This window comes from Inquilinus sp. 2KB_23, assembly GCF_052115705.1.
Lineage (GTDB): Bacteria > Pseudomonadota > Alphaproteobacteria > DSM-16000 > Inquilinaceae > Inquilinus > Inquilinus ginsengisoli_A.
On record NZ_JBFRHF010000005.1, the window covers coordinates 117,561 to 143,149 of the forward strand.

The 25,589-nt window shown below is 68.4% G+C and carries 21 protein-coding genes; 10 read left to right on the top strand and 11 right to left on the bottom strand.

Going from position 1 to position 25,589, the window contains the following annotated elements; translation table 11 throughout:
- The first annotated feature begins 4 nt into the window (after positions 1-4).
- Positions 5-943: a Gfo/Idh/MocA family protein gene (locus AB4112_RS08350; RefSeq protein ID WP_441718517.1), complete on the top strand. Its 939-nt coding sequence runs from the start codon at positions 5-7 to the stop codon at positions 941-943.
- A gap of 107 nt (positions 944-1,050) precedes the next feature.
- Here AB4112_RS08350 and AB4112_RS08355 read toward each other — a convergent pair whose 3' ends face one another.
- Positions 1,051-3,240, bottom strand: a complete 2,190-nt coding sequence (locus AB4112_RS08355) for a phosphocholine-specific phospholipase C (protein ID WP_309791513.1) — start codon at positions 3,238-3,240, stop codon at positions 1,051-1,053.
- A gap of 399 nt (positions 3,241-3,639) precedes the next feature.
- Positions 3,640-5,844, bottom strand: a complete 2,205-nt coding sequence (locus tag AB4112_RS08360; RefSeq protein WP_309791514.1) for a phosphocholine-specific phospholipase C — start codon at positions 5,842-5,844, stop codon at positions 3,640-3,642.
- Between the two features lie 456 nt (positions 5,845-6,300).
- Between AB4112_RS08360 and AB4112_RS08365 the strand changes: the two genes are divergently transcribed.
- Entirely contained in the window at positions 6,301-8,592 is a 2,292-nt protein-coding gene (locus AB4112_RS08365) for a TonB-dependent hemoglobin/transferrin/lactoferrin family receptor (RefSeq protein WP_441718522.1), read from the top strand.
- 40 nt (positions 8,593-8,632) lie between these two features.
- Here the strand turns inward: AB4112_RS08365 and AB4112_RS08370 are convergent, their stop codons facing one another.
- The 4 genes from AB4112_RS08370 to AB4112_RS08385 are packed head-to-tail and all read right to left on the bottom strand — an operon-like array spanning position 8,633 to position 11,886.
- Entirely contained in the window at positions 8,633-9,148 is a 516-nt protein-coding gene (locus tag AB4112_RS08370) for a GNAT family N-acetyltransferase (protein WP_309791517.1), read from the bottom strand.
- A complete protein-coding gene (locus tag AB4112_RS08375; protein WP_309791519.1) occupies positions 9,148-10,734 on the bottom strand; it encodes an ABC transporter substrate-binding protein in 1,587 nt (528 codons plus the stop codon). Before AB4112_RS08375 ends, AB4112_RS08370 begins: the two co-directional genes overlap by 1 nt.
- Before the next feature lie 37 nt (positions 10,735-10,771).
- Positions 10,772-11,287, bottom strand: coding sequence for a GAF domain-containing protein (locus tag AB4112_RS08380; RefSeq protein WP_309791521.1), 516 nt, complete (start codon positions 11,285-11,287; stop codon positions 10,772-10,774).
- Entirely contained in the window at positions 11,284-11,886 is a 603-nt protein-coding gene (locus AB4112_RS08385; RefSeq protein WP_309791522.1) for a helix-turn-helix domain-containing protein, read from the bottom strand. Before AB4112_RS08385 ends, AB4112_RS08380 begins: the two co-directional genes overlap by 4 nt.
- Before the next feature lie 271 nt (positions 11,887-12,157).
- Between AB4112_RS08385 and AB4112_RS08390 the strand changes: the two genes are divergently transcribed.
- The 8 genes from AB4112_RS08390 to AB4112_RS08425 all read left to right on the top strand — a co-directional run bounded on the left by AB4112_RS08390 (position 12,158) and on the right by AB4112_RS08425 (position 20,157).
- Positions 12,158-13,750 carry an ABC transporter substrate-binding protein gene (locus AB4112_RS08390; RefSeq protein ID WP_441718527.1) on the top strand — a complete coding sequence of 531 codons (1,593 nt, stop codon included), beginning with the start codon at positions 12,158-12,160 and terminating at the stop codon, positions 13,748-13,750.
- A 22-nt stretch (positions 13,751-13,772) separates the two neighbouring features.
- Complete coding sequence (locus AB4112_RS08395; RefSeq protein WP_309791526.1) at positions 13,773-15,362, top strand: ABC transporter substrate-binding protein; 1,590 nt, start codon at positions 13,773-13,775, stop codon at positions 15,360-15,362.
- Positions 15,363-15,441: 79 nt separating this feature from the next.
- Positions 15,442-16,440, top strand: a complete 999-nt coding sequence (locus tag AB4112_RS08400; RefSeq protein WP_309792233.1) for an ABC transporter permease — start codon at positions 15,442-15,444, stop codon at positions 16,438-16,440.
- On the top strand, positions 16,437-17,366 hold the full coding sequence (nikC, locus tag AB4112_RS08405; RefSeq protein WP_309791528.1) for a nickel transporter permease: 930 nt from the start codon (positions 16,437-16,439) through the stop codon (positions 17,364-17,366). Before AB4112_RS08400 ends, nikC begins: the two co-directional genes overlap by 4 nt.
- Positions 17,363-18,202: an ABC transporter ATP-binding protein gene (locus tag AB4112_RS08410; RefSeq protein WP_309791530.1), complete on the top strand. Its 840-nt coding sequence runs from the start codon at positions 17,363-17,365 to the stop codon at positions 18,200-18,202. Before nikC ends, AB4112_RS08410 begins: the two co-directional genes overlap by 4 nt.
- Positions 18,203-18,213: 11 nt before the next feature.
- The gene (locus tag AB4112_RS08415; protein ID WP_309792234.1) at positions 18,214-18,981 is read left to right on the top strand and encodes an ABC transporter ATP-binding protein; all 768 of its coding nucleotides are present in this window, start codon (positions 18,214-18,216) and stop codon (positions 18,979-18,981) included.
- A gap of 59 nt (positions 18,982-19,040) precedes the next feature.
- Positions 19,041-19,583: a hypothetical protein gene (locus AB4112_RS08420; protein WP_309791531.1), complete on the top strand. Its 543-nt coding sequence runs from the start codon at positions 19,041-19,043 to the stop codon at positions 19,581-19,583.
- A gap of 76 nt (positions 19,584-19,659) precedes the next feature.
- The gene (locus AB4112_RS08425) at positions 19,660-20,157 is read left to right on the top strand and encodes a hypothetical protein (RefSeq protein WP_441718533.1); all 498 of its coding nucleotides are present in this window, start codon (positions 19,660-19,662) and stop codon (positions 20,155-20,157) included.
- A gap of 138 nt (positions 20,158-20,295) precedes the next feature.
- Here the strand turns inward: AB4112_RS08425 and AB4112_RS08430 are convergent, their stop codons facing one another.
- From AB4112_RS08430 to AB4112_RS08450, 5 genes are all read right to left on the bottom strand, one after another.
- Entirely contained in the window at positions 20,296-21,435 is a 1,140-nt protein-coding gene (locus AB4112_RS08430; RefSeq protein ID WP_309791533.1) for a branched-chain amino acid ABC transporter substrate-binding protein, read from the bottom strand.
- A gap of 364 nt (positions 21,436-21,799) precedes the next feature.
- The gene (locus AB4112_RS08435; protein WP_441718536.1) at positions 21,800-23,350 is read right to left on the bottom strand and encodes a calcium-binding protein; all 1,551 of its coding nucleotides are present in this window, start codon (positions 23,348-23,350) and stop codon (positions 21,800-21,802) included.
- Positions 23,351-23,433: 83 nt separating this feature from the next.
- A complete protein-coding gene (locus tag AB4112_RS08440; protein WP_309791536.1) occupies positions 23,434-23,625 on the bottom strand; it encodes a hypothetical protein in 192 nt (63 codons plus the stop codon).
- A gap of 250 nt (positions 23,626-23,875) precedes the next feature.
- The gene (locus tag AB4112_RS08445; RefSeq protein WP_309791538.1) at positions 23,876-24,634 is read right to left on the bottom strand and encodes a response regulator transcription factor; all 759 of its coding nucleotides are present in this window, start codon (positions 24,632-24,634) and stop codon (positions 23,876-23,878) included.
- 345 nt (positions 24,635-24,979) lie between these two features.
- Complete coding sequence (locus AB4112_RS08450; protein WP_309791540.1) at positions 24,980-25,384, bottom strand: nuclear transport factor 2 family protein; 405 nt, start codon at positions 25,382-25,384, stop codon at positions 24,980-24,982.
- Between the last annotated feature and the right edge of the window lie 205 nt (positions 25,385-25,589).

Consider the following 25,589-nt stretch of genomic DNA (forward strand, 5'->3'; position numbering starts at 1 on the left):
GGACATGGCCAAGCACAGGATCGCCGTCATCGGCCTCGGCAAGATCTCACAGGACCAGCACCTGCCGGTGATCGACGCCAGCGGCGAATTCGAACTCGCGGCCGTGGTCAGCACGCGCGGCCTCAGCCAGGGTGGGGTGCCCAGCTACCGCACCCCGGCGGAGCTGTACCGGGCCATGCCGGAGATCGGCATCGTCGCGGTCAACACCCCGCCGGATGTCCGCCACGCCATCGCGCGCGAGGCGCTGGCGGCCGGCAAGGACGTGCTGCTGGAGAAGCCGCCGGCGGCGACGCTGACCGAACTCGCCGACCTCGAGGCGCTGGCCGAGGCGAAGAAGCGGGTGCTGTTCGCGACCTGGCATTCGCGCTTCAACCCGGCGGTCGAGGCGGCGCGGACGCTGCTGGCCGAGGCCGGCCTGCGCTCGCTGCGCATCGAATGGCGCGAGAACGTCAAGAAATGGCATCCGGGCCAGGACTGGGTGTGGGAGCCGGGCGGCTTCGGCGTGTTCGACCCCGGCATCAACGCCCTGTCGATCTTCACCTGGATCCTGCCGGCCATCCCCTTCGTCCGGAGCGCCGAGCTGACCTATCCGTCGAACCGGCAGACGCCGATCGCGGCCAGGCTGGTCTTCGCCAGCGCCGATCCGGCGGCGCCGGCGCTGACCGCCGATTTCGACTGGCGCGAGACCGGCGGCGAGACCTGGCACATGCTGATCGAGACGGCGGATGGCCGCCCGGCCCGGCTGTTCAGGGGCGGCGCGGCGCTGGAGGTCGACGGCCGCGTCACGGTCGAGGCGCCGAGCGAGGAGTACCAGCACATCTACCGCCACTTCGCCGGGCTGCTGGATGCGCGCCGCAGCGATGTCGACGGCGCGCCGCTGCGCCTGGTCGCCGACGCCATGCTGGTCGGGCGCCGGCTGACGACGGACGCGTTCGACTGGTAAAAACCCCTCCCTGTCATGCCCGGACTTGATCCGGGCATCCAGAGACTGTCGACATTCTCTGGATTGCCGGGTCAAGCCCGGCAATGACAGGGAGGGTAAGCGCCTGATCAGACCGACTTCGTGTCGCCCATGGCGGGGTCGGACACGCTGGGGTTGCCGTCCTCCATGCGCCCGGCGAAGCGCCGGGTGAACAGGGCGTCGCCATCGACCCGGACGGTGAAGTCGTACCACCGGCCCTGCAGCAGCAGCGGCAGGTAGGCGGTCGCCTGGCCGTGCGGCAGCACGATCTGGCGCCAGGGGATGTTGATCAGCTGGTAGGCGTTGGCCTTGATGCTGAAGAAGCCGAGGCCGTCGCCGCTGTTGGTCAGGCGCACGATCAGGCCACTGGCCCGCTTGTCGTAGGACACCGCGATCTCCCCCACCGGCGAACGGCTGTGGCCGCCCGGGGTGACGGTGCCGGTGAAGTGCCGGTGGAAGCCGTTCGGCCCCAGCACCCACAGGTCGTACTTGCCGAAATCGGCGGCGGTGTTCCAGTCGCCGGTCAGCTGCTTGCCGGCCTCCACCGAATAGCGGCGGGGGATCCGGTCGAGATGCAGCCGGTCATAGACCTGGAACACGGCGCCGACGTCGCCGGTGTTGACGAAGTGCAGCTGCATCCGGTTGGCCGAGCCATGGGCCTCGCCGGTCACCGTCAGCTCGTAGGGCAGGGCGCGGGACGGCTTGATGCCGCGGGCCTGGACCGGCGCGCGCTGGGCGGTCGGGTCCGGCAGGGGCACCTGGGGCAGAGTTTCCTGCTGCGCCCGCAAGGCGTCGGCCGCGGTCTTGGTCGTGCTCGGCAGGCGCGGCAGCCGCTCGGTGTTGGGGTCGCGGAAGTTGAAGGCCGAGGTCAGGTCGCCGCAGATCGCCCGGCGATAGGGGCTGATGTTGGTCTCCTTCACCCCGAAGCGCTCTTCCATGAAGCGCAGCACCGAGGTGTGGTCGAACACCTGGGAATTGACCCAGCCGCCGCGGCTCCAGGGCGAGACCATATAGCAGGGCACGCGGGTGCCCGGGCCGATCACCTTGCCGTCCGGCGTCGGCTGGCCCCGGGTGCCGGGGGGAACCGGCCAGCCGTAGCGCTCGTAGGCCAGGTCCTTGTCCGACAGGGTGGAGGCGCCGGCCGGGGTGCCGTCGGGGTTGAAGGAATGCGGCGCCGGCGGCGGGGCATGGTCGAAGAAGCCGTCATTCTCGTCGAAATTGACGATCAGGACCGTCTTGCTCCATACCTCCGGGTTGGCGACCAGGGCTGCCAGCACCTCCTGGGTGTACCAGCCGCCCTGGACCGGGCTGGACGGGCCGGGATGCTCGGAATAGGTGTCCGGGGCGACCACCCAGGTGATCTGCGGCAGCTTGCCGGCCAGGATGTCGGCCTTGAACTCCTCCAGCAGACCGCTGGTCGGCATGGTGTTGCCGACGCCCTTGTACAGCGGCTGCTTCGCATCCTGGGACTGCTGCCAGGGGATGTAGGGCGCGCCGCTCGGGCCGTTGCCGATCGCCTCGCTGGCGCGGCGGTACGGCTTGAAGCCGACCAGGGAGTTGTCGGTGAAGTTGTTCGGCAGGTTCTGGTAGACCTTCCAGGAGATGCCGGCCTTCTGCAGCCGCTCCGGATAGGTCGTCCAGGTGTAGCCCTCGCTCGACGGGCCGAAATCATCCCACTCGTTGACCACCGACGCGACGCCGGCGCCGGTCGGGCCGTTGGTGCCGGTCCACAGGAACAGCCGGTTCGGGTTGGTGCTGCTCAGGATCGAGTTGTGATACTGGTCGCAGATGGTGAAGGCATTGGCGAGGGCGAACTGGAAGGGCAGTTCCTCTTCCGTGTAGTAGCCCATCGACTGGTTCTGCTTGAACTGCGGCCAGTGGCTCATCACGCCGTCGGCCCAGGCGTTGTGCGTGTCGCTCCAGCCGTGCGGCGTGCCGTTGACGCGCTGGGCGTTGCCCTTCTTCTCGTCCAGGTGATAGGGCATCACCACGCGGCTGCCGTTGGACTGCTGGAACACGCTGCCACCGCCGGCCTGCGGAATGGTGAAGCGGTCGCCATAGCCGCGGACACCGGCCATCGTGCCGAAATAGCTGTCGAAGGACCGGTTTTCCTGCATCAGCACCACGATGTGCTCGACATCCTTGATCGAGCGGGTGGCGTTGTGCGCCGGGATGGCCAACGCGTCGCGGATCACCGGCGGGAACATCGACAGCGCAGCGGCGCCGCCGGCCGCCGTCCCGGCCATCTTCAGGAAGTCGCGTCTGCTTTCGGAAGTCATGAGTCTTGTTCCCCCAGAGAGAAGCGATTGCTTCTGTGGCGTCTGGACCGTGATTGCGTAAAATTCGAGCTTTCTGACACCATTTTCCCCTCGTGGAATCGCATCGATTCCAGCATTCCGAGGCGGTGCGACCGGGAATGCCGGGACCCTAGACAAGATGTGTTTCAGAAAGATGTCGTTCGTAGCGGTTTCTTAACAATAAGGTCGGTGATTTCATTTGCCGACGGCAATCCGAAGTTATGCGGATGCTTTCAGGTCCGGAACGACAACTATAATGTTCTGATGTTGATAATAACTCGCAAGAACTTGCCGGTGCTCACCCGGTTCCGCCGATGACTCATGGCCGGATTGCACGGCGCCGAGGCCAGCCAGCCGCCTCGACGTTCGAGCCCGCCTCTATCAGGTCGCGCTGGCCTGGCCGAAGGCCGGGTCGGAGACGCTCGGGGTTCCGTCCTCCATGCGTCCGGCGAAGCGGCGGGAGAACAGGGCGTCGCCCTCCACCCGGACGGTGATGTCGTACCAGCGGCCCTGCGCCAGCAGCGGCAGGCGCAGCGTGGCCTGGCCGCCCGCCGCGATCGGATGGCGCGGCGATCCCCCGACCGCCTGATAGGCGTTGGCGGTGACGACGAAGGTGCAGGCCCGGCTGCCGCGATTGGACATCTGCAGCGCCAGCTTGCCGGCCGTCTTGTCGTAGGCGGCCGTGACCTCCGGCGCCGCCTTTCCCGCGCCCAGCGCGGCGACGCTGCCGGTGAAGTGGCGGTGGAAGCCGTTCGGCCCCAGCACCCACAGGTCGTACTGGCCGAAATCGGGGCCGGTCGCCCATTCGCCGGCCAGCTGCTTGCCGGTCTCGACCGTATAGCGACGCGGCACCCGGTCCAGGTGCAGCCGGTCATAGACGTGGAACACGGCGCCGGCGGCACCGGTGTTGATGAACTGCAGCTGGAACCGGTTCCCGGCGCCATCCGCCTGCCCGTCGGCGGTCAGCTCGTAGGGCAGGGCGCGGGACAGGCGCAGGCCGGGCGACTGCTGCGGCGGCTGCTGCGCCGACACGCCGGGCACCGCCACCTGCGGCAGCAGCCCCTGGGTCAGGCTGATCAGGTCGGCGGCGACCTTGCTTCGGTTCGGCAGCTCCGGCGGGCGGTCGAGGTTCGGGGTGACGAAGTCGAAGGCCGAGGTCAGGTCGCCGCAGACGGCGCGGCGATGGGCGCCGATGTTTGGCTCCTGCACGCCGAAGCGCCGCTCCAGGAAGCGCAGCACCGAGGTGTGGTCGAACACCTCGGAATTGACCCAGCCGCCGCGGCTCCAGGGCGAGACGGCGTAGCAGGGCACCCGCGGGCCGGGGCCGTAGACCCGGCCGTCCGGCTGCGGCTGCGCCGTGCTGCCGGGCGGCTTGGGGTGGGTGAAGTATTCCGGCGCCAGGGCCGCATCCGACAGGGTCGAGCCGCCGGCCACGGTGCCGTCGGGATTGCGCGAGGCGGCGGCCGGCGCCGGCATATGGTCGAAGAAGCCGTCATTCTCGTCGAAATTGACGATCAGGACCGTCTTGCTCCAGACCTCGGGGTTGGCGACCAGGGCGGCCAGGGCCTCCTGCACGTACCAGCCGCCCTGGACCGGGCTCGACGGGCTGGGATGCTCGGAATAGGCGGCCGGCGCCACCAGCCAGGACACCTGCGGCAGCTTGCCGGCCTGGATGTCGGCCCGGAACTCGTTCAGCCGGTTGCTCAGCAGCGAGAGTGCGCTGGTCGGCGCGGTGTTGGCGACGCCCTTGTACAGGGGCTGTGCCTGGTCCTGCGCCGGGCGCCAGGGCAGGAAGGGGAAGCCGTTGGGCAGGTTGCCGATCGCTTCGTTGGCCCGGCGGTACTGCTTGAACCCGGCCAGCGGGTCGTCGCCGAAATTGTCCGGCAGGTTCTGGTAGACCTTCCAGGTCACGCCGGCGGCCTGCAGCCGCTCGGGATAGGTGGTCCAGGTGTAGCCCTGGCTGGACGGGCCGAGATCGGTCCATTCGTTCAGCACCGCGGCGACGCCGGCGCCGGTCGGGCCGTTGGTGCCGGTCCAGTGGAACAGACGGTTCGGGTTGGTGCCGCCATGCAGCGAGCAGTGATAGGCGTCGCAGAGGGTGAAGGCGTTGGCGAGCGCGAACTGGAAGTCCAGCTCGGTCCCCGTGTAGTAGCCCATCGACTGGTTCTGCTTGTAGCGCGGCCATTCGAACAGCCGGCCGTCGGCCCAGGCCTGGTGCGCGTCGCTCCAGGTGTGCGGCGTGCCGGTCACCCGCTGGGCGTTGCCGCGGCGCTGGTCCAGGTGATAGGGCATCACCACCCGGGTGCCGTTGGACTGCTGGAACACCGAGCGGCCGCCGGGCAGGGGGATGGTGAAGCGGTCGCCGAAGCCGCGGACGCCGGGGAAGGTCCCGAAGTAATGGTCGAAGGACCGGTTCTCCTGCATCAGGATCACCACATGCTCGACATCCCTAATCGAGCGGGTGGCGTTGTTCGCCGGAATCGCCAGCGCCTCGCGGATCACCGGCGGGAACACCGACATCGCCGTGGTCGCACCGGCCAGCGCACCGGCCGCCTTCAGGAAGTCGCGCCTGCTTTCGGACGTCATCGCCAGGATGCCCCCAGGAGAGGCCGGCGCTGTTCCAGCACCGGGGCCGCTGTTTCCAGGAATTCGCAAAAGAAGGGCGCCGGCACCCGTCTCGAATCACTGGGATTCGAACCCCCGGGCCGACGCCGTTCAAACGACGCCGGGACCCTAGACAAGATGTGTTGCAGGCCGATGTCGGTCGTAGCGGCTTCCCAACAATGTTGTGGATGATTTCTCTTTCCGGACGCCATCGCAGGCGATGCAGATGCTTTCGTGTCCGGAACGGCAGCGATATTGCGATGATATTAAGAATGATTTGCAGAAGATTGTTGACGGCCGCCTGCCCTTGCCGGTAACTCACGGCCGGATCGCGCGGTGCCGGGGCCAGTCAACCGCCGCGCCGTCGCACACCCGGTTTCGCCAGGTCGGATCACACCCCAGCCGCCGGATTCGTTTTCGCGGGATGGGGGAATCACCATGGTCTGTTCGCATCGGGGCGCGTTGCGCCTGGGGGTGGCGCTTGGCGCCTTGACGTTGGGCTGCCCGGCCTTCGCCGGGGGCGCCCTGGGGCAGACGGCGTCGGCCGCGACGGAGCTGCAGCCCGTCCTGCAGCTGGCGCCGATCCCGGTCACCGGCGCCGCGGTGGAGGAGCAGCCGGCCTGGACCGACAGCACCGACCGGCAGGAGCTGGACCGGCGCTTCGTCCGCAGCTGGGAGGATCTCGGCCGCCGCGTCGACGCCGGGGTGAACTTCAACCGGCAGAACGACAGCATCAACATCCGCGGCCTCGACGGCGACCGGGTGCTGACCACGATCGACGGCATCCGGCTGCCCTATCTCGACGACGGCGCCCGCCAGGTGCGGGGCGGGCTGCGCAGCTTCGACTTCGACTCGCTGTCGCAGATCGACATCGTAAGGGGCGCCGATTCCAGCCGCTACGGCTCGGGCGCGCTCGGCGGCGTGCTGGCGCTGCGGACCTTCGACCCCGAGGATCTGCTGGCCGACGGCCGCGACTTCGGCGGCATCGGCAAGTTCGGCTATCAGGGCGACGACGACAGCGTCGGCGGCACCACCGCGGTCGCCGGCCGGGTCGGCGACACCTATCTGATGCTGCAGGCCGGGCTGCGCTACGGCCATGAGCTGGACAATCGCGGCAATGTCGGCGGCTATGGCGCCGACCGCACCAAGAACAACCCCGACGACTACGACCAGCAAAGCCTGCTGGTGAAGCTGGCGCATCATTTCGAGGGCGGCCACCGCCTCAGCTTCACCGGCGAGTATTTCCGCCGCCAGGACAATCTCGACATCAAGACCGACCAGGGGCCGGGCGAAAGCTACCTGATCGGCCATGACGACGGCATCGAGCGCAGCGAACGCAAGCGCGCCTCGCTCGGCTACGACTATGTCGCGCCGGAGCCGGGCGGGCTGCTCGACCGGGCGCATCTGACGCTGTACTGGCAGCAGTCGGAGCGGACCGACGAGAACAGCGGCCTGCGCAGCACCGACGCCCGCGCCTTCATCATTCCGGGGGACCCGTTCCAGTACGGCTATCCCAGCGGCCGCTACACCAGGAACAACCGCATCGAAGAGACCCTGTGGGGCCTCAACGGCGAGGCCGAGAAGACGGTCGAGCTGGCGACGCTGCCCAACCGCCTGACCGTCGGCGGCGAATACTACCATCTCGGGATCGAGCAGCATTCGGGCGGCGCCGACAACTGCCCGGCGACGCCGACCACCCGGCCGGCGATCTTCGGCCCGCGGCTGTGCAGCTTCCTGCACACCAACCAGGCCGACATGCCGGAGGTGAACGGCAACACCGTCGGGCTCTATGCCGAGGACGAGATCGCCCTGTTCGAGGACCGGGTGAAGGTGACCCCGGGACTGCGCTTCGACTGGTACGAGCTGACCCCGCAGGAGACCGCCGCCTATCGCGACAACCCGAATGCGGCCGGCGGGCTGCCGAACTCCTCCTCCGACAGCGCGCTGTCGCCGAAGGTGATGGTGTCCTGGCAGGCGGTGGAGGAGGTGACCTTCTATGCCCAATGGGCCAAGGGCTTCAAGGCGCCGACCGCCTATCAGCTGTACCTGAACTATGGCGGCCCGGGCACCTATCTCAGCCTCGGCAACCCCGACCTGAAGCCCGAGACCAGCAGCGGCTACGAGATCGGGGCGCGGCTCGGCGACGACGACCTCGGCGGGTCGCTGACCTTCTTCGACACCTGGTACAACAACTTCATCGACACCCTCAGCGTCGACCCGGCCAGCGTCGGGGTGCCGTCGGGCAGCTACCCGCTCGGCGTCACCTCCTACCAGAACCGCGCCCGGGTGCGGATCTACGGCGTCGAGGCCGCGGCCCATTGGCGCTTCGGCGACGGCTGGCGCAGCTGGGCGTCGCTGGCCTGGTCGGTCGGCCGCGACGAGGGGGCGGAGACCTATCTCAACTCGGTGCCGCCGCTGCGCGCCATCCTCGGCCTCGGCTACGACGCCGCCAGCTGGGGCGCCGACGCCTCGGTGACCATGGCGACGCGGCGCGACAAGGTCGAGGATCCCGACCTGCAGTTCAAGGCGCCGGGCTACGCCGTCTTCGACATGACCGGCTGGTGGGAGCCGGAAGGGGCGAACGGCCTGCGCGTCCAGGCCGGGCTGTTCAACCTGTTCGACACGAAATACTACGACGCCCTGAACGTGCCGGACGCCCCGACCCAGCCGCTGCGCTATTACACCGAGCCGGGCCGCAGCGTGCGGCTGAACCTGACCTACAAGTTCTGAGGGGCGGGCAGGTTCCGAGGGGCGGGGCGCCTGGCGCGCCCTAGCCCTTCAGCCGCTCCATCAGGATGACCGGGTGGTCCTTGTAGGTCATGCGGTTGACCTCCCGGTAGCCGCAGGCGCCGCCCAGGCGCAGCGACGGGGTGTTGTCCGGGTCGATGATGCAGACGCTGCGGGTCCAGCCTTGCGCATCGACCCAGCCCAGGGCGGCGCGCACGGCCTCGCCGGCCAGGCCGCGCCCATGGGACCAGGGCGCCAGGACCCAGCCGGCTTCTGGCACGCCGTCGAACCCCAGGCCTCGGTGGAAATCGGCGAAGCCGACATCGCCGACGAAGCGGCCGGTGGCGCGCTCGCGCACCGCCCAGTAGCCGAAGCCGAGCAGTCCCCACAGCCCGCCATAGCGCAGCAGCCGGGCCCAGCTCTCCTCAGCGGTCGAGGGGCGGCCGCCGATGAAGCGGGTCACCTCCGGCTCCGCCCACATCGCGGCGAGGTCGTCGAAATCCTCCGCCCGGTGGGGGCGGAGGATCAGGCGCTCGGTCTCGATGGTATTGTCGGGCATCACTGCTTGGTCACCAGCCGGTAGTAGATCTGGTCGGTGGTGGCGCCGTTGACGTAGCCATGGACGGTGCTGCGCATCGCCACCTGGGCGACCGCCTGGAACATGATCACGATCGGCGAGGACTCCTGCACCTTGCGCTGCAGGTCGATGTACAGGGCGTCGCGCTTGGCGGCGTCGCGCTCCTGCAGCGCCGCCTCGGTCTCGGCGCTCAGCTCCGGCACCAGCCAGGAATTGCGCCAGGTGGTGGTGCTTTGCGGCGACCCGTCGCTGTTGTCGATGTTGTAGGAGAAGGCGCCGGCGTTGGAATGCGGGTCCATGAAGTCGGGGCCCCAGTACAGCAGCACCGCCTCGTGGTTGCGGGCGCGGTACTTGGTGATGACCTGGCTGCCGGTGCCGGGCACCAGGTCCAGCGTGATGCCGGCCTGGGCGAAGGTCGACTGCAGCGACTGCGCGATCTCGGTGAAGGGCGGGCTGGAGATCACATCCATCTTGATGGTCAGCCCGTCCTTGATCCCGGCCTCGGCCAGCAGGGCCTTGGCCTTGGCGACGTCCAGCTTGAACGGCGTGTCGTTCAGCGCGCCGGGGAAGCCCTCCGGCCAGAACGCCTGGTGCACCTTCATCTGGCCGCGCAGGAAGCTCTTGGTCATGCCGTCATAGTCGACGAGGTAGCGCACCGCCTCCCAAACCTTGGGGTTCTGCAGCGCCGGCACCTTCTGGTTCAGGCTGAAGAAATGCACCGCGGCCTGCGGATAGGTGCCGACGGCGATGCCGTCCTTGCCCTCGATCGCCGCCACCTGGTCCGGCGTCAGGTCGCGCGCCAGGTCGGCGTCGCCGGCCTCCAGCAGCAGGCGCTGGGTCGCCGGCTCCGACACATGGCGGTAGATCACCGACTTCATCGCCGGCGCGCCGCGGAAATAGGCGGGGTTGGCGCGCAGCGCGATCGATTCGTTCGGCTTGTAGGCGCGCAGCGAGAACGGGCCGGTGCCGGCCGAGTTCTGGCCCAGCCAGGCATTGCCGAAATCACCGTCCTTGGCATGCGCCGCCACCGTCTTCTCGTCGACGATCGAGGCAGGGCGCGAGGCCAGGATGTTGAGGATGAAGCTGGGGGCGAAGCTGCCGGTGGTGGTGACCGTCACCTCGGCGTCGCCGGTCTTGCGCACCAGCTGCCCGACATTCTCCGGGGTCCAGCCCAGCTGGGTCAGGATGAAGGCCGGCGCCTTGTTCAGCTTGACCACGCGGGCCAGCGAGTACACCACATCCTCCGGCCGCAGGGGGGCGCCACCCTGGAAGGTCACGCCGGGGCGCAGCTTGAAGGCCAGGCTCTTGCCGTCGTCGGACACGGTCCAGCTTTCGGCCAGCCCGCCGACCAGCTTCTGCATGTCCTCGGCCTCGTACTGCACCAGCCGGTCATAGGTGTTGGTGACGATCTCGCCGGAGGTGAACTCGTAGGCCTGGGCGGGGTCGAGGCTGACAATGTCGTCGATGTTCTTGGCCACCACCAGCGCATCGGCCGGCGTCGCCGCGACGGCCGGGGCCAGCGGCGCCAGCAGCGCCGCGGCGAGGAGGAAGAAGGGCAGGCTTCGCATCGTTTTTTGTCTCCCTGTTTGGTGTTGGTGGTCCGGGTCAGTCGGTCAGCAGCGCCGGGGCCAGGAATGGCGCCAGCCAGCGGCCACGGTCGATCGCGGCCTCGTCGTAGTGGCCTTCGGCGTCGAGCACGTTGATGGTGCCGAGCACCCGGTCGTCATAGACGATCGGGAAGTTCAGCACCGCGCCGCAGCCGAGCGAGGCGATCAGTTCATAGTCCGGGAACACCTCGGCGATCTCGGCCAGGGTGCGGCCAAGGAAGACCTCGCGCCGGCCGATCACCTGGGCCGACCAGCGGTCCTGATGCATCGGCTTGCGGCCGGTGACGGGATAGGCCACGGGGTCGTTGGTGTAGATCCGCTCGGCCTCCGCCGTCTCCGCGCGCAGCGCCATGATGGTGAACAGCCGGTGCCCGACCACGGCGCGGTAGGCGTCGTCCGCGGTGCGGAACAGCGTGCCGGGCTGGCCGGGGGCGGCCTGGGCGGCGATCAGCGCCGCCACCGCGGCGGCCACGGCGGGGTCGCCCAGCCCGGCCGGTTTCGTCGGATCCGTCATCTGTCCTCTCGCATGCGATCGAAAATCGGGGCGGTCCCGGTCCACAGCACCCGGGTCCAGCCGTCCTGGGCGTTGGTCCAGCGATGGGCCTGGCCGGCGGCGTAGTGCAGGCTGTCGCCGGCGTCGAGGCGGATGGTCTCGCCGGCGATGCCGACGATCAGCGACCCCTCCAGCACATAGGCGATCTCCTCGCCCTCATGCCGCACCGCCTCGGATTCGTAGCCGGGCGGGACATGGACCAGCACCGCGTTCAGCGACTGGCCGGGGAAGGCGGTGCTCAGCCGCTCGTACCGGATCTGGTCGATTCCGGCGGCACCGGTCGAGAACAGCGGCCGCTCGCCCCGCCGGGTCAGGCCGCTGGCGGGCCGCGGCGCCGCCAGGAAGGAATCGAGCGCGACTCCGAGCGCCGCGGCGATGCCGGACAGGGCGCTGAGCGAAGGCGTGGCGAGGTCGCGTTCGAGCTGCGACAGGAAGCCGACCGACAGGCCGCTGCGTTCGCCGAGGTCCTTCAGGGTCAGGTCCAGGGCGCGGCGGCGGGCGCGGATCGCCCGGCCCAGATGCGGCGCCGCGGGCCGTGTGTCGGCTGCCTGTTCCGCCATGCTGTCCGTCGCGCCGCCCCCTTGCTGTGACCGGAAGCCTAGACGGAATTTTGCTGCCATCAAAATTTTTTTGATGGCAGGATGGTCCCACAGGGAACGTTACCCGGGGCGGCCGGGGGAGCGGCTTGACTCCGGTTCGATGCGGCCCGGAAGATGGTCCGACCTCGGGCGCCGCTGCCTCCTCCGCGACGGATGGTTTTCCGGCGGAAGTCCGCGCGGCACCCGGTCTTCGTTCCGTGGTCGTGGAAAAAACAACAGGGAGGGGGACAACGTGATCAAGCGTTTCACCCGCAATCTACTCGCAGCGACAATCCTGGCCTGCGCCAGCCTTCCGGCCATGGCCGAGACACCGAAGGACACGCTGGTCGAAGCGTGGCAGATCGACGACATCATCTCGCTCGACCCGGCCGAGATCTTCGAGTTCTCGGCGGCCGAATACCAGGCCCAGGTCTATGAGCGGCTGATCGGCTACGACGTCAAGGACGTCAGCAAGATCCTGCCCGGCGTGGCGGAAAGCTGGACCGTCTCCGATGACGGCCTGACCTACACCTTCAAGATCCGCGACGGGGTGAAGTTCCACTCCGGCAATCCGCTGACCGCGCAGGACGCGGCCTGGTCGCTGCAGCGCGCGGTGAAGCTGAACCTGTCGCCGGCCTTCATCCTCGGACAGTTCGGGCTGACCCCGGAGAATGTCGAGCAGACGGTGACGGCGCCGGATGCCCGCACCCTGGTGTTCAAGACCGACAAGGCCTACGCCCCGACCTTCGTGCTGAACTGCCTGACCTCCGGCGTCGCCTCGGTGATCGACAGCAAGCTGGCGATGGAGCATGCCGCGAACGGCGATTTCGGCCATGAGTGGCTGAAGACCCATTCCGCCGGCTCCGGCCCGTTCAAGCTGTCGGCCTGGAAGCCGAACGAATCCCTGGTGCTCGACCGCAACGACGACTACTGGCAGGGCAAGGCGGGCTTCCGCCGCGTCTTCATCCGCCATGTGGCCGAGGCCGCGACCCAGATGCTGCTGCTGCAGAAGGGCGATGTCGACGTCGCCCGCAACCTCAGCGCCGAGCAGCTGAAGTCACTCGACGGCAACCCCGACATCAAGCTCGAGGACTCGCCGAAGGGCTCGGTCTGGTACATCAGCTTCAACACACGGCACCCGCCCTTCGACAAGCCCGAGGTGCGGCAGGCCCTGAAGTACCTGATCGACTATGACGGCATGGCCAACAGCTTCATGCGCGGCATCGCCGTGAAGCATGAGAGCTTCATTCCCAAGGGCATGCTGGGCGAGATCGACGACGCGCCGTTCAAGCTCGACGTCGCCAAGGCCAAGGAGCTGCTGGCCAAGGCCGGGCTGCCGGACGGATTCAAGACCACCTTCGACGTCTGGAACGCCTCGCCGTCGACCGACATGGCGCAGTCGATCCAGTCGACCTTCGCCCAGGCCGGCGTTCAGGTCGAGCTGATCCCCGGCGACAACAAGCAGACCCTGACCAAGTACCGGGCCCGCAACCACGACATCTATATCGGCCGCTGGGGCACCGACTATCAGGATCCGAACTCGAACGCCGAGACCTTCGCCATCAATGTCGACAACAGCGACGGTGCCAAATCGAAGACGCTGGCCTGGCGCAACGGCTGGCAGGATGCGGCGATGACGGCCGAGGCCCAGGGTGCTGTCACCGAGCGCGACGGCGCCAAGCGGGCGCAGACCTATGCCGACCTGCAGCGCAAGCATATGGAGGTGTCGCCCTTCGCGGTGATGTTCCAGCAGACCGAGGTGCCGGCCAGCCGCAAGAACATCTCCGGCATCACCTGGGGCCCGGCCTTCGACAGCAACTTCTACTGGACCGGCAAGAAGTCCTGAGCCGCAGCGAGGATCCGGAACCGTGCTGAAGCTGTTCGCCTGCGGCATCCTCGCGGCGATGATCGCCTGCTCTGGCCTCACGGCCAGGGCAGGCACGCCGCCCGACACGCTGGTCGAAGCCTGGGTGATCGACGACCTCGTCTCGCTCGACCCGGCCGAGATCTTCGAGGCCTCCTCGACCGAATACCTGGCCCAGGTCTATGACCGGCTGATCGGGTACGACCACAAGGACGCCAGCAGGATCGTGCCGCTGCTGGCCGAAAGCTGGGCCGTCTCCGACGACGGCGTGACCTACACCTTCAAGATCCGCGATGGGGTGAAGTTCCACTCCGGCAATCCGCTGACCGCGCAGGACGCGGCCTGGTCGCTGCAGCGCGCGATCAAGCTGAACCTGCCGCCGGCCTATATCGTCAGCCAGTTCGGCCTGACCGCGGACAATGTCGACCGCATGGTCACGGCGCCGGACGACCGGACATTGGTGTTCAAGACCGACAAGGCCTATGCGCCGACCTTCGTGCTGAACTGCCTGACCTCCACCGTCACCGCCGTGGTCGACAGCAAGCTGGTCAAGGCGCATGAGGCGAATGGCGATTTCGGTCATGGCTGGCTGAAGACGGCGTCGGCCGGCTCCGGCCCGTTCAAGCTGGCGTCCTGGAAGCCCAGCGAGCTGCTGGCGCTCGACCGGAACGACGGCTATTGGCAGGGCCAGCCCGGTTTCCGCCGGGTCTTCATCCGCCATGTCCCGGATGCCTCGACCCGGCTGCTGCTGCTGCAGAAGGGCGATGTCGACGTCGCCCGCAACCTGACCCCGGACCAGCTGAAGTCGTTGCAGGGCAATGCCGACATCACGCTCGAGCCGGTGCAGAAGATGTCGATCTTCTATGTCAGCCTCAACGTCCTGCACCCGCCCTTCGACAAGCCGGAGGTGCGGCAGGCCCTGAAGTATCTGATCGACTATGACGGCATCGTCGGGACCATCATGCATGGCCTCGCCACCGTCCATCAGACCCTGGTGCCGGCGGGCATGCTGGGCGCGATCGACGACGCGCCCTTCACCCTCGACGTCGCCAAGGCCAAGGCGCTGCTGGCCCAGGCCGGCCTGCCGGACGGCTTCAAGACCACGATGGATGTGATCAACCAGTCGCCCTACATCGACATCGCCCAGGCGGTCCAGGCCAGCTTCGCCCGGGCCGGCGTGACGCTGGAGCTGATCCCGGGCGACGCCAGGCAGGTCCTGACCAAGCAGCGCGCCCGCAACCACGACGTCTATATCGGCCGCTGGGGGCCCGATTATGAGGATCCGGATTCCAATGCCGGGACCTTTGCCATCAACACCGACAATGGCGACAACCCGGCGTCGAAGACCACGGCCTGGGCCAATGGCTGGCAGGATGCGGCGCTGACCGCCGAGGCCCAGCAGGCCGTGCTCGAGCGCGACAGCGCCAAGCGGGCGCAGATCTATGCCGATCTGCAGCGCCGCCACCAGCAGGCATCGCCCTTCGCCTTCATGTTCCAGCTCTCCGAGGTGATCGCCAGCCGCAAGACGGTCGAGGGCCTCACCTGGTCGGCGACCTATGACAGGAATCAGTATTGGACCGGCAGGAAGCCCTGATCCCGTGACAGCCACCAACCTCCAGCCGGTCCCGACCCGGCCCGGCGGCATGCGCCGCCGGTTCCGCCGCAGCCTCGCCATGCGGGTCGCCGGCGTCGTCACCTCGGTGGTGACGACGTTCTTCGGCCTGCTCCTCGTCACCTTCTTCATCGGCCGGGTGGTGCCGATCGACCCGGTGCTCGCCGTGGTCGGCGACCGGGCGCCGCGCGACGTCTACGAGAAGGCGCGGCTCGAACTCGGCCTCGACCAGCCGCTGTGGACCCAGTTCGGCCGCTATGTCGGCGACGTGCTGTCGGGCGATCTCGGCACCTCGGTGCTGACCTCGCGGCCGGTGCTCGAGGACATCGAGCGGGTGTTCCCGGCGACGCTGGAACTGGCGACGCTGGGCGTGCTGATCGGCATCCTGGCGGGGGTGCCGGCCGGGGTGATGGCGGCGGTCCATCGCGACCGATGGCCGGACCACCTGGTCAGGGTGGTCGGGCTGATCGGCTATTCCGTGCCGATCTTCTGGCTCGGCCTGGTCGGGCTGCTGCTGTTCTACGCCAAGCTCAGCTGGGTGGCCGGGCCGGGGCGGCTTGACGTGTTCTATGACGGGCTGGTCGACCCGGTGACCGGGGTGATCACAGTCGACGCCATCCTGGCCGGCGAATGGGACGTGTTCTGGAACGCGCTGGACCATCTGATCCTGCCGGCGGCGCTTCTCGGCTACTACAGCCTGGCCTATATCAGCCGGATGACGCGGTCCTTCATGCTCGACCAGCTGCGCCAGGAATACGTCGTCACCGCGCGGGTCAAGGGCGTGTCGGAACGGGCGGTGATCTGGCGCCACGCCTTCCGCAACATCCAGGTGCCGCTGCTGACCGTCATCGCCCTGTCCTATGCCGGGCTGCTGGAAGGCGCGGTGCTGACCGAGACGGTGTTCGCCTGGCCGGGCCTCGGCCAGTACATCACCAATTCGCTGCTGAACGCCGACATGAACGCGGTGCTCGGCGGCACCATCGTCGTCGGTGTCGTCTATATCGGGCTGAACATGCTGTCCGACCTGATGTACCGCATGCTGGACCCGAGGGCGCGATGACCGATCTGGCTTCCCCCCGGCCCGACACCTGGCGCGGCTGGCTGCTCAGCGACACCCCGCGGTCGCGCGGCCAGGCCCGGCTCGGCCGGCTGTACCTGCTGTGGCTCGGCCTGGCCCGCAACAAGCTGGCGATGGTCGGCCTGGTCATCGTCCTGCTGCTGCTGGTCGCGGCCGCCGCGGCACCGCTGCTGGCCCACCAGTCGCCGATCGAACAGGACTTGGCCAACCGGCTGCAATCCTTCAGCGCCGCCCATTGGCTGGGCACCGACGAGCTCGGCCGGGACATCTGGTCGCGCATCATCTACGGCGCGCGGCTGACCCTGCTGATCGTGGTCCTGGTCGCCATCACCGCGGCGCCGGTCGGCCTGCTGATCGGCACGGTCTCCGGCTATCTCGGCGGCTGGGTCGATGCGGTGCTGATGCGCATCACCGACATCTTCCTGGCCTTCCCCAAGCTGATCCTGGCGCTGGCCTTCGTCGCCGCCCTCGGGCCCGGCATCGAGAACGCGATCATCGCCATCGCCATCACCTCCTGGCCCCCCTATGCCCGCATCGCCCGGGCCGAGACGCTGACCATCCGCAACGCCGACTTCATCAGCGCGGTGCGGCTGCAGGGCGCCTCCAGCGCCCGCATCGTCGCCCGGCATGTGGTGCCGCTGTGCCTGTCCTCGGTGATCGTCCGGGTCACGCTCGACATGGCCGGCATCATCCTGACCGCGGCCGGCCTCGGCTTCCTCGGCCTCGGCGCCCAGCCGCCGCTGCCGGAATGGGGGGCGATGATCTCCAAGGGCCGCAGCTTCATCCTCGACCAATGGTGGGTCGCCACCATGCCCGGCATCGCCATCTTCGTGGTCAGCCTGGGCTTCAACCTGCTGGGCGACGGGCTGCGCGACATCCTCGACCCGAAGCAGGGGGGCCAGTCTTGAGCGCCCCGCTGCTGGAGGTCGAGAACCTCTCGGTCACCTTCGACACGCCGAAGGGCGAGGTGCGGGCGGTGCGCAAACTCAGCTTCGCCCTGGGGCGCGAGAAGCTGGGCATCGTCGGCGAGAGCGGGTCGGGCAAGTCGATGACCGGCCGCTCGATCCTGCGGCTGGTAACGCCGCCCGGCCGGGTCGAGGCCGACCGGCTGGTGTTCGATGGCATCGACCTGCAGCGCCAGAGCGAGCGGCGGATGCGCGACATCCGCGGCCGCCGCATTTCGATGGTGATGCAAGACCCGAAATTCTCGCTCAACCCTGTCGTGACGGTGGGCGAGCAGGTGGCCGAGGCCTACCGCATCCACAAGCGCGCCTCGCGCCGCGAGGCCAAGCGGCGGGTGCTGGAGATGTTCGAGGCGGTGCGCATCCGCGACCCGGAGCGGGTGTGGGGCCTGTACCCGCACGAGGTCTCGGGCGGCATGGGCCAGCGCATCATGATCGCGATGATGCTGATCCCCGACCCCGACCTGCTGATCGCGGACGAGCCGACCTCGGCGCTGGACGTCACGGTGCAGATGCAGGTGCTGGCGATCATCGACGACCTCGTCACCCAGCGCGGCATGGGGCTGATCTTCATCAGCCACGACCTCAATCTGGTGGCCAGCTTCTGCGACCGCATCCTGATCATGTATGCCGGCCGGGTGGTCGAAAGCTGCCGGGCGGCGGAGCTGCACCAAGCCAAGCACCCCTACACCCGCGGGCTGCTCGATTCGCTGCCGCAGATCGGCGACGCTCGCGAATTCCTGCCGGTGCTGCGGCGCGACCCGGCCTGGCTGGAGGCGTGAGCATGGAAGCGATGATTGCGATCACCGGGCTCGACGTCATGTTCGGCGACACCCATGCGGTGCGCGATGCCTCGCTGACCGTGGCGCCGGGCGAAAGCTTCGGCCTGGTCGGCGAAAGCGGGTCGGGCAAATCCACCATCCTGCGGGCGCTGTGCGGGCTGAACCCGGACTGGACTGGCCGCATCGTGGTCGACGGCCAGGCCCAGGGCCGGCGGCGTCAGAAGGGCTTCTTCAAGCAGTGCCAGATGGTGTTCCAGGACCCCTATGGCTCGCTGCATCCGCGCCAGACGGTGGATTCGACGCTGATGGAGCCGCTGGCGATCCATGGCTTCGACGACCGCGACAGCCGGGTCGAGCGGGTGCTGGCGGAGGTCGGGCTGGGACCCAGCTTCCGCTTCCGCTATCCGCACCAGCTGTCGGGCGGGCAGCGCCAGCGCGTCGCCATCGCCCGCGCCCTGGTGCTGGAGCCGCGGCTGCTGCTGCTGGACGAGCCGACCTCGGCGCTCGACGTCTCGGTGCAGGCCGAGATCCTGAACCTGCTCAAGCGCCTCAGGGCCGAACGCGGGCTGACCTATCTGATGGTCAGCCACAACCTCGCCGTGGTGTCGGTGATGTGCGACCGGCTGGCGGTGATGAATCGCGGCCGCATCGTCGAGACCCTGACCGTGGCCCAGCTGCGCGACGGCACGGTGACCCAGCCCTACACCGCGCAGCTGCTGCAGGCCAGCCAGGGCTACGACCGTGCCGCCGCCGACCGGATCGAGGATTTCGCCGCTTGAGGAACCGGGGGTCTTGCCCGATGGTTGGTGGCCCGGTCCAATCGGTGAGGTCCCCGATCATGCGCGTCCGACACTGGTTGATCCTCGCTTTGGCCCCGCTGGTCATGGCGGCCGCGCCCCAGCCGGTCACCGCCCCGGTCTCGCTGGGTTTCTCGGTCCGCGAGGGCGCGACGCCAGCCCACCCCGCCCTGGAGAAGGTCGAGGACGGGCCATGCGGCGCCATCGCCCGGTTGCGGGTCGACCACATCCCCGACTTCAAGCCGTCGGGCGTGTTCGCCACCGTCCCGGTGGTCGAGCTGAACGGCAAGGGCGAGGTCGTCCGCAGCTGGCGCCTGCCCTGGGACTACACCGTCAGCGGGCTGGACGGCGACTGGCTGCTGGCCGCCTATGCCGGCAAGTCCGATCCGCTGTGGATCGACCCGGCCGGCAGGCTGGGCGTCGCCAGCGCAGCCGATGCCAGGATTGCCCTGGCCGATGACAGCGCCAGGATGGTGGCATGCCCCGCCGGGGCGAAGATCCCCGATGGCGCGCAGTGCCTGTCGGTCGGCGACCCGTCGCAACGCGCCCGGCGCATCGTTGCCGCCCCTGGGGTATGCAGCTAGACGGGATGCTCAGCCTCGGGGCGCGCCCCAAAGCAGAGGGCTCGGAATCGTGACTCTTCGTTCAATCGCGATGGTGATGGCTGCGCTGGTGACGGTCCCCGACCTAGTTTGGGCCGATGCGGATCCATGCGGTCCTGTGCTGAATGTGATCACTAGAATGAATGCCGCGCCGCGTCTTCAGCAGCACGGAACCGTGACCCATGATGGCAAGTCCTATTCGTCGGATCTGCAGGCGTTTGGCGACAAAGAGTATGCCCGTAAGGGGGCCGGCTCCTGGCGGTCCGGACCGCGCCAGCTGGTGCCGCTCGTCGTCGACGGCAAGGCCGCCGTCTTCGACTGCCGGCGTGTCGGCTCCGAAGACTGGGGCGGGATCGCGACGACGGTGTACACATACAAGCGTCGGATGCCGCTTCGGCATATCGTGAGAGACGTCCGCCTCTGGGTTGCCGATGGCACGGGATTGGCCGTTCACTCGCGGATCGCGATCCACGAGGGCGGGACGATCGGCGGAGCGGAGTTCACGCAGAGTTACGATCCCGATGCGACTCCTCCGGAGGGGGCCCCAACACCGTGATCGCCTACGACCTGCTGCAGCGCCCGGACTTCGTCGCCGAATACGAGCCAGCGAAGGCCGAGTTGCGGCACGCACTCGGCTACAGCGGTTCCTGATCGGATGGTCCGGAGGCGCGGCGGACCGCGCCTCCGGCGCCGCTTACTTCCCGAGCTTGGCCACCTGCTCGTCGGACAGCTGCATCATCTTGCCGTCCTTCCAGGCGTAGAGGACGTAGTTGCTGCCGGCCGGGTCGCCCTTGGCGTCGAAGCTCAGCTTGCCGATCACGGTGTCGTAGGCCGACCCGTCATGCAGCGCCGCGGCGACCTTGGTGCCGTCGACCGAACCGGCCTTCTTCGCCGCCTCGGCCCAGGCCTCGACCGCGGCGTAGGCATACAGGGTGTAGCCTTCCGGCTCGTAGCCGTCGGCGCGGAACTTGGCGACCGCGTCCTTGGCCTGCGGCACGTCCCGCGGCTCCGGCCCGAAGGTGACCAGCGAGCCCTCGCCGGCCGGGCCGGTGATGCCCCAGAACTCCTGCGACACGGTGCCGTCGTCGGACAGGAACTGCGCCTTCAGTCCTTGGTCGCGCATCTGGCGCAGGATCAGCCCGGCCTCGTTGTGCAGCCCGCCGAAGAACACGGCGTCGACATTCGCCGCCTTCATCTTCGACACCACCGCCGAAAAGTCGCGCTCGCCGACGGTGATGCCCTCATACAGCACCTCGGTCAGGCCCAGGGCGTTCATCCGCGCCCTGGTCGCGTCCGCCAGGCCTTTGCCGTAGGTGGTCTGGTCCTGCAGGATCGCGACCTTGCCGCCCTTGTAGGCGGTGGCCAGGAACCTGCCGGCGACGTCGCCCTGCTGGTCGTCGCGGCCGCAGGTGCGGAACACCGTCTTGATGCCCTGCTCGGTCAGCTGCGGGTTGGTCGAACCCGGGGTGATCTGCAGCACGCCTTCCTCGGCATAGATGGTCGAGGCCGGGATCGAGACCGAGGAGTTGTAGTGGCCGATCACGGCCACGACCTTCTGGTCGACCAGCTCATTCGCCGCCGCCACGCCCTGGCGCGGGTCCGAGGCGTCGTCGCCATAGACGATGGTGACCTGCTCGCCATTGACGCCGCCGGCGGCGTTCAGGACCCTGACCGCGGCCTCGGCGCCGCGGCGGAACTGCTCGCCCACCGAGGCGTTCGGGCCGGTCAGCGGCCCGGCGACGCCGAGCTTCACATCGGCCATCGCCGGGGCGTGGGCGGCCAGCGTGCCCAGGGCAGCCGCGGCCAGCAGAATTCTCGCAAAACGTGATCTCAAAGTGACCCTCCTCGGTCTGGATCGGCGGCGCCTACCGCCGGGTGTCGCGTTGGTCCGGGCCATGGCCGCAGCCGCTGAAACCCGCTTCCCCCAACAGCGATGGCGTGTCCGTCCCGAGCCTTCTCTGTCGGCACCGACAGACGCTCAAGGACGGCAATTGCGATCTCCGGCATCTCAGGGATGGCAGAGTTCATTTTTGCGATTACCAAGCCATGTCAAATCCATCCTCGATGGCTACAAACGAAACTGTCGGCGGATTGAAGACAGGTGCAGGTCTGGTGCGGTGGCTACAGGTAGAAGTCGCCGGCGGTGAAGTGGATCTCGCCGCTGCAGCGGATCTCGAGGTCCGCGTTGCCATCGGAAATCAGAGCAGGAAGTCGCCCGTGACCAGGGTGATCGCGCCGGTCAGGGTGACGCTGAAATCCGCCGTGCCGTCGCCGTTGACGTCGCCGCTGACCGTGGTCACGCCGCCGGCCACGTTCTCGCGCAGCTCGCCGGCATGGTGGGTGAAGGCGGCGCTGCCGATGAAGTGGAAGGCCTGGTCGCCGGCGGCCGTGGTGTCGGCGTCGATGCCGTGCAGGTCGATGCGGTCGCCCTGGGCATGGCTGAAATCGGTGATCCGGTCGGCATTGACACCGACCGGGCTGTCCGACAGGGCGGCGTAGTAGAAGCGGTCGGCCCCGGCGCCCCCGGCCAGGGTGTCCTTGCCGCCCATGCCCGCCAGCACATCGTTGCCGGCGTTCCCGACCAGGCCGTTGGCGCCGGCATTGCCGATCAGCGCGTCGTTGTGGCTGCTGCCATAGACGTTTTCGATCGCCACCAGCACGTCGCCCTGGGCGTTGCCGCCGCTGCCGGCGCCGCTGGTCAGGTTGATCGTCACCGCGGCCGCGCTTTCGGAGTACATCACCGAGTCGGTGCCGGTCCCGCCGTCGAGCCGATCGGCCCCGGCGGCTCCGCGGAGCACGTCGTTGCCGTTCCAGCCGAAGAGGGTGTTGGCGCCATCATTGCCGTTGATGACGTCGTTGCCCGGGCCGCCAGTGACATTCTCGATGCCGGTGAAGGTGTCGCCTTCGGCATCGCCGTTATGGCCGACGCCCGTGGCCAGGTCGATCGTCAGCCCCGCCGTGCTGCCGGTGTTCCAGTACACGACGGTGTCGTTGCCGGCCCCGCCGTCGAGATGGTCAGCCCCGGCGGCGCCTGCGAGGCTGTCGTCGCCGGCGGCTCCGGACAGGGCATTGGCGCCGGCGTCGCCCACCAGGATGTCGTTCCATTGGCTGCCGTCGACATTCTCGATCGAGAACAGGCGGTCGCCCTCGGCATCGCCGCCATGGCAGCTGCTGTAGCCGTCGCCGGCGTCGAGCATGATCGACACCGCGGCGCTGCTGCCGGCATAGCTCGCGGTGTCGGTGCCCGTCCCGGCATCGAACGAGTCGGCGCCGGCGCCGCCATTCAGCACATCGTCGCCATCGCCGCCGCCGAGATAGTCGTCGCCGGTGCCGCCATCGAGATGGTCGTTGCCGCTGCCGCCATACAGCCAGTCGCCGCCGTCGCCGCCGGCGAGGCTGTCGTTGCCGTCATTGCCGCCGAGGACGTTGCCCACCGAGGACCCGGCCAGGATGTCGTCGAAACCGGTGCCCTCGATGTTCTCGACATAGGCGATCAGGTCGCCCGTTGCCTCGCCGGTATAGCCGTACCCGGTGCCGAGATCGACATGGACCCCACCCTGTTCGCCGGTGTAGCCGATGGTGTCGATGCCGTCGCCGCCGTTGAGCTGGTCCGCACCGGTGCCGCCTTCGAGATAGTCGTCGCCGCCATTGCCGGCAAGGAAGTCATTGCCGCCATAGCCGTGGATCGAGTCGTTGTCGCCGGTGCCGGAGAGGAAATTGTCGCCGTCATCGCCGGTGATGGTCGCCATGGATGTCTCCTGTGATCAGGGAAAAGGGGGCGGCGCGGATTGGCCGGCGCCGCGGCTCTCAGCTGGGGCGGCCGGGCCGGATGTCAGGCGGGCTCCGGCGTCGGGCAGGCCTCGGCCGGCCCGAATCTCACATCCTCGAACCAAGGGATCGCATCCGCCGGGTCGCCGGTGTCGGACCAGATGTCCGGCAACAGGTCCAGACGCAGTCGAAGCGCGTCGTCGCCGTCGATCCACCCGGTGTCGCTGGCCCCGCCGGGGCCGACGTGAACAGGCATTGAGTTCTCCTGACCGGCGGCCAAGCAGACCGCCCCGCCGGCCGCCGCATGCGGTCCGCGCGATATTCAATGGCAGGTCCCTGTTCTGCCTCGCCTCCCTGGATCGAGAGCCCGCTTGGCCGCGGGGTATCCGGTCACGGGACGATCCTGCTGGTCGTCGTCCGGCCGGTGCGAAGCTTGTGGATGGTATTGTCCAGGGATGGGAAGGTGGTCTCAATCCCCCAGGAATCGGGGATTGCCGAGGCCGGGTTCAGGCGTCGAGCAGGCCGAGCGTGAGCGCCATGGCAACGGCCTCGGTCCGGTTGGTCGCCTGCAGCTTGCGCATCGCCGAGGCGACATAGTCGTTGACGGTGTGGACCGACAGCGCGAGCCGCTGGGCTGCCTGCTTGCTGGAAGCGCCGCGGGCGACGCAGGCCAGGCAGTCGCGCTCACGCGGGGCCAGCAACGGGGCCGGGGCGTCGGGGCCGTGCGCAGCGATCACCATGAGGCGGCGCTGGATCTTCAGCGCCCGGCCGATATGCGAGCCGAGATGCCGCAGCAGCCGGACCTGCTCGTCGTCCCAGTCGGGCTTGCGCCGCGACCGCCACAGCGAGAGATGGGCGCTGAGGCCGTGCTGGTCGAAGTCGACCCAGTAGAGGCCGCTGTGCCCGCCCTGCGGCTTCACATAGTCGTTGTAGAACTCGGTCCTCAGGAAGGCCGGTTCCGGCACCAGCATGCGGTCGATGAAGACGGACCCGGCCTGCAGCCGCGGCAGCATCGGGATGATCGGCCAGGTCTGGTGGTAATGGGCGTTGTAGACCGGGATATAGCTGGGGTCGCAGCCGACCCGGAGCGCCACGTCGGTCGGCTTCGGCGAGCCGGTCGGATGCAGGGCCGCGGCCTCGCCGCCAAGCAGCGTCGACACCCGGCCGAGCACGACCGTCCAATCCTCGTCGCCGAGCGCGGCGTCGTAGGTTTGGCCAACCAGACTGGCGATTGTGCGATCATCCGACATGACAAGGGAAAGCATGCACTGAACCTGCAGCGACGGAAAGATCGGCCGACACCATTGAGGACTATGTCGGGATTTGGGATCTTTGGCGGCCAGGCCCCGCCAGGGTGCCCCGACTTGCCTTGTCCTAGGGTAGGAAGTCCGTCGCCTGCAAGGCGATAGCGCCGGTCAGGGCGATGCTGAAATCGGCGGTGCCGTCGCCGTTGACGTCGCCGCTGACGGTGGTGACGCCGCCCGACTGAGCGAAGCGCGACGGCCGGGCCGCGCGGGCTTGCCCAGCCGGCGCGCAGGCGGATCGTGATCACGTGGGGAGGGTCTGCGGTGGTCGCGGGACGTCCGTCGCCGCTTGGCGCTTCGCGACCGTCAGGCCAGACGCTTCCAGCTTTCGAACACCTGCTCGCGAGCGATCTTGCCGTCGCGCATGTGAAACACATGCAGCAGCCGGAGTTCGATCCTCTCGCCGACCGAGTAGGAGGCATCGGCGAAGCCATCCGCGGTCAGCCGGCAGCGGACGATGCAGTCATCCACCACCCGGTCTGCGGTGGCGAATCGGTCCAGCGGCTCGATCTCGACATCGGCGATGGAGGAGAAGATCCTGACGTAGTTCGCCTGGATCGCGGCCTTGTCGGTCAGGACGAGGCCGCTGGCCGGCGCCTCCAGCACGATGTCGTCGGTGTAGAGCCCCATGACGGAGGCCGGATCCTGCGCCTCGCCGCGGATATGGGCGTCGACGACGGCGAGATTGGCCGCGATCGCTTCAATGGACATTCTGCTTCCTTGAGAGCTGCGAGGTCCGTGGGACCTGAGATGTCAGAAAGCCGCCCTGTTTCCTGCGCCTTGATCGGCTCTTGGCGTGGGCGCTGCTTCCGGCCTGCCGGGCAGCGCTCCGATGCCGGGAAATATCGTGGAGTGGACGAAAGGCCTCAATCCCCGAGGATTAGGGGATATGTGCCTATGGCCTGTCGCTGTGCCG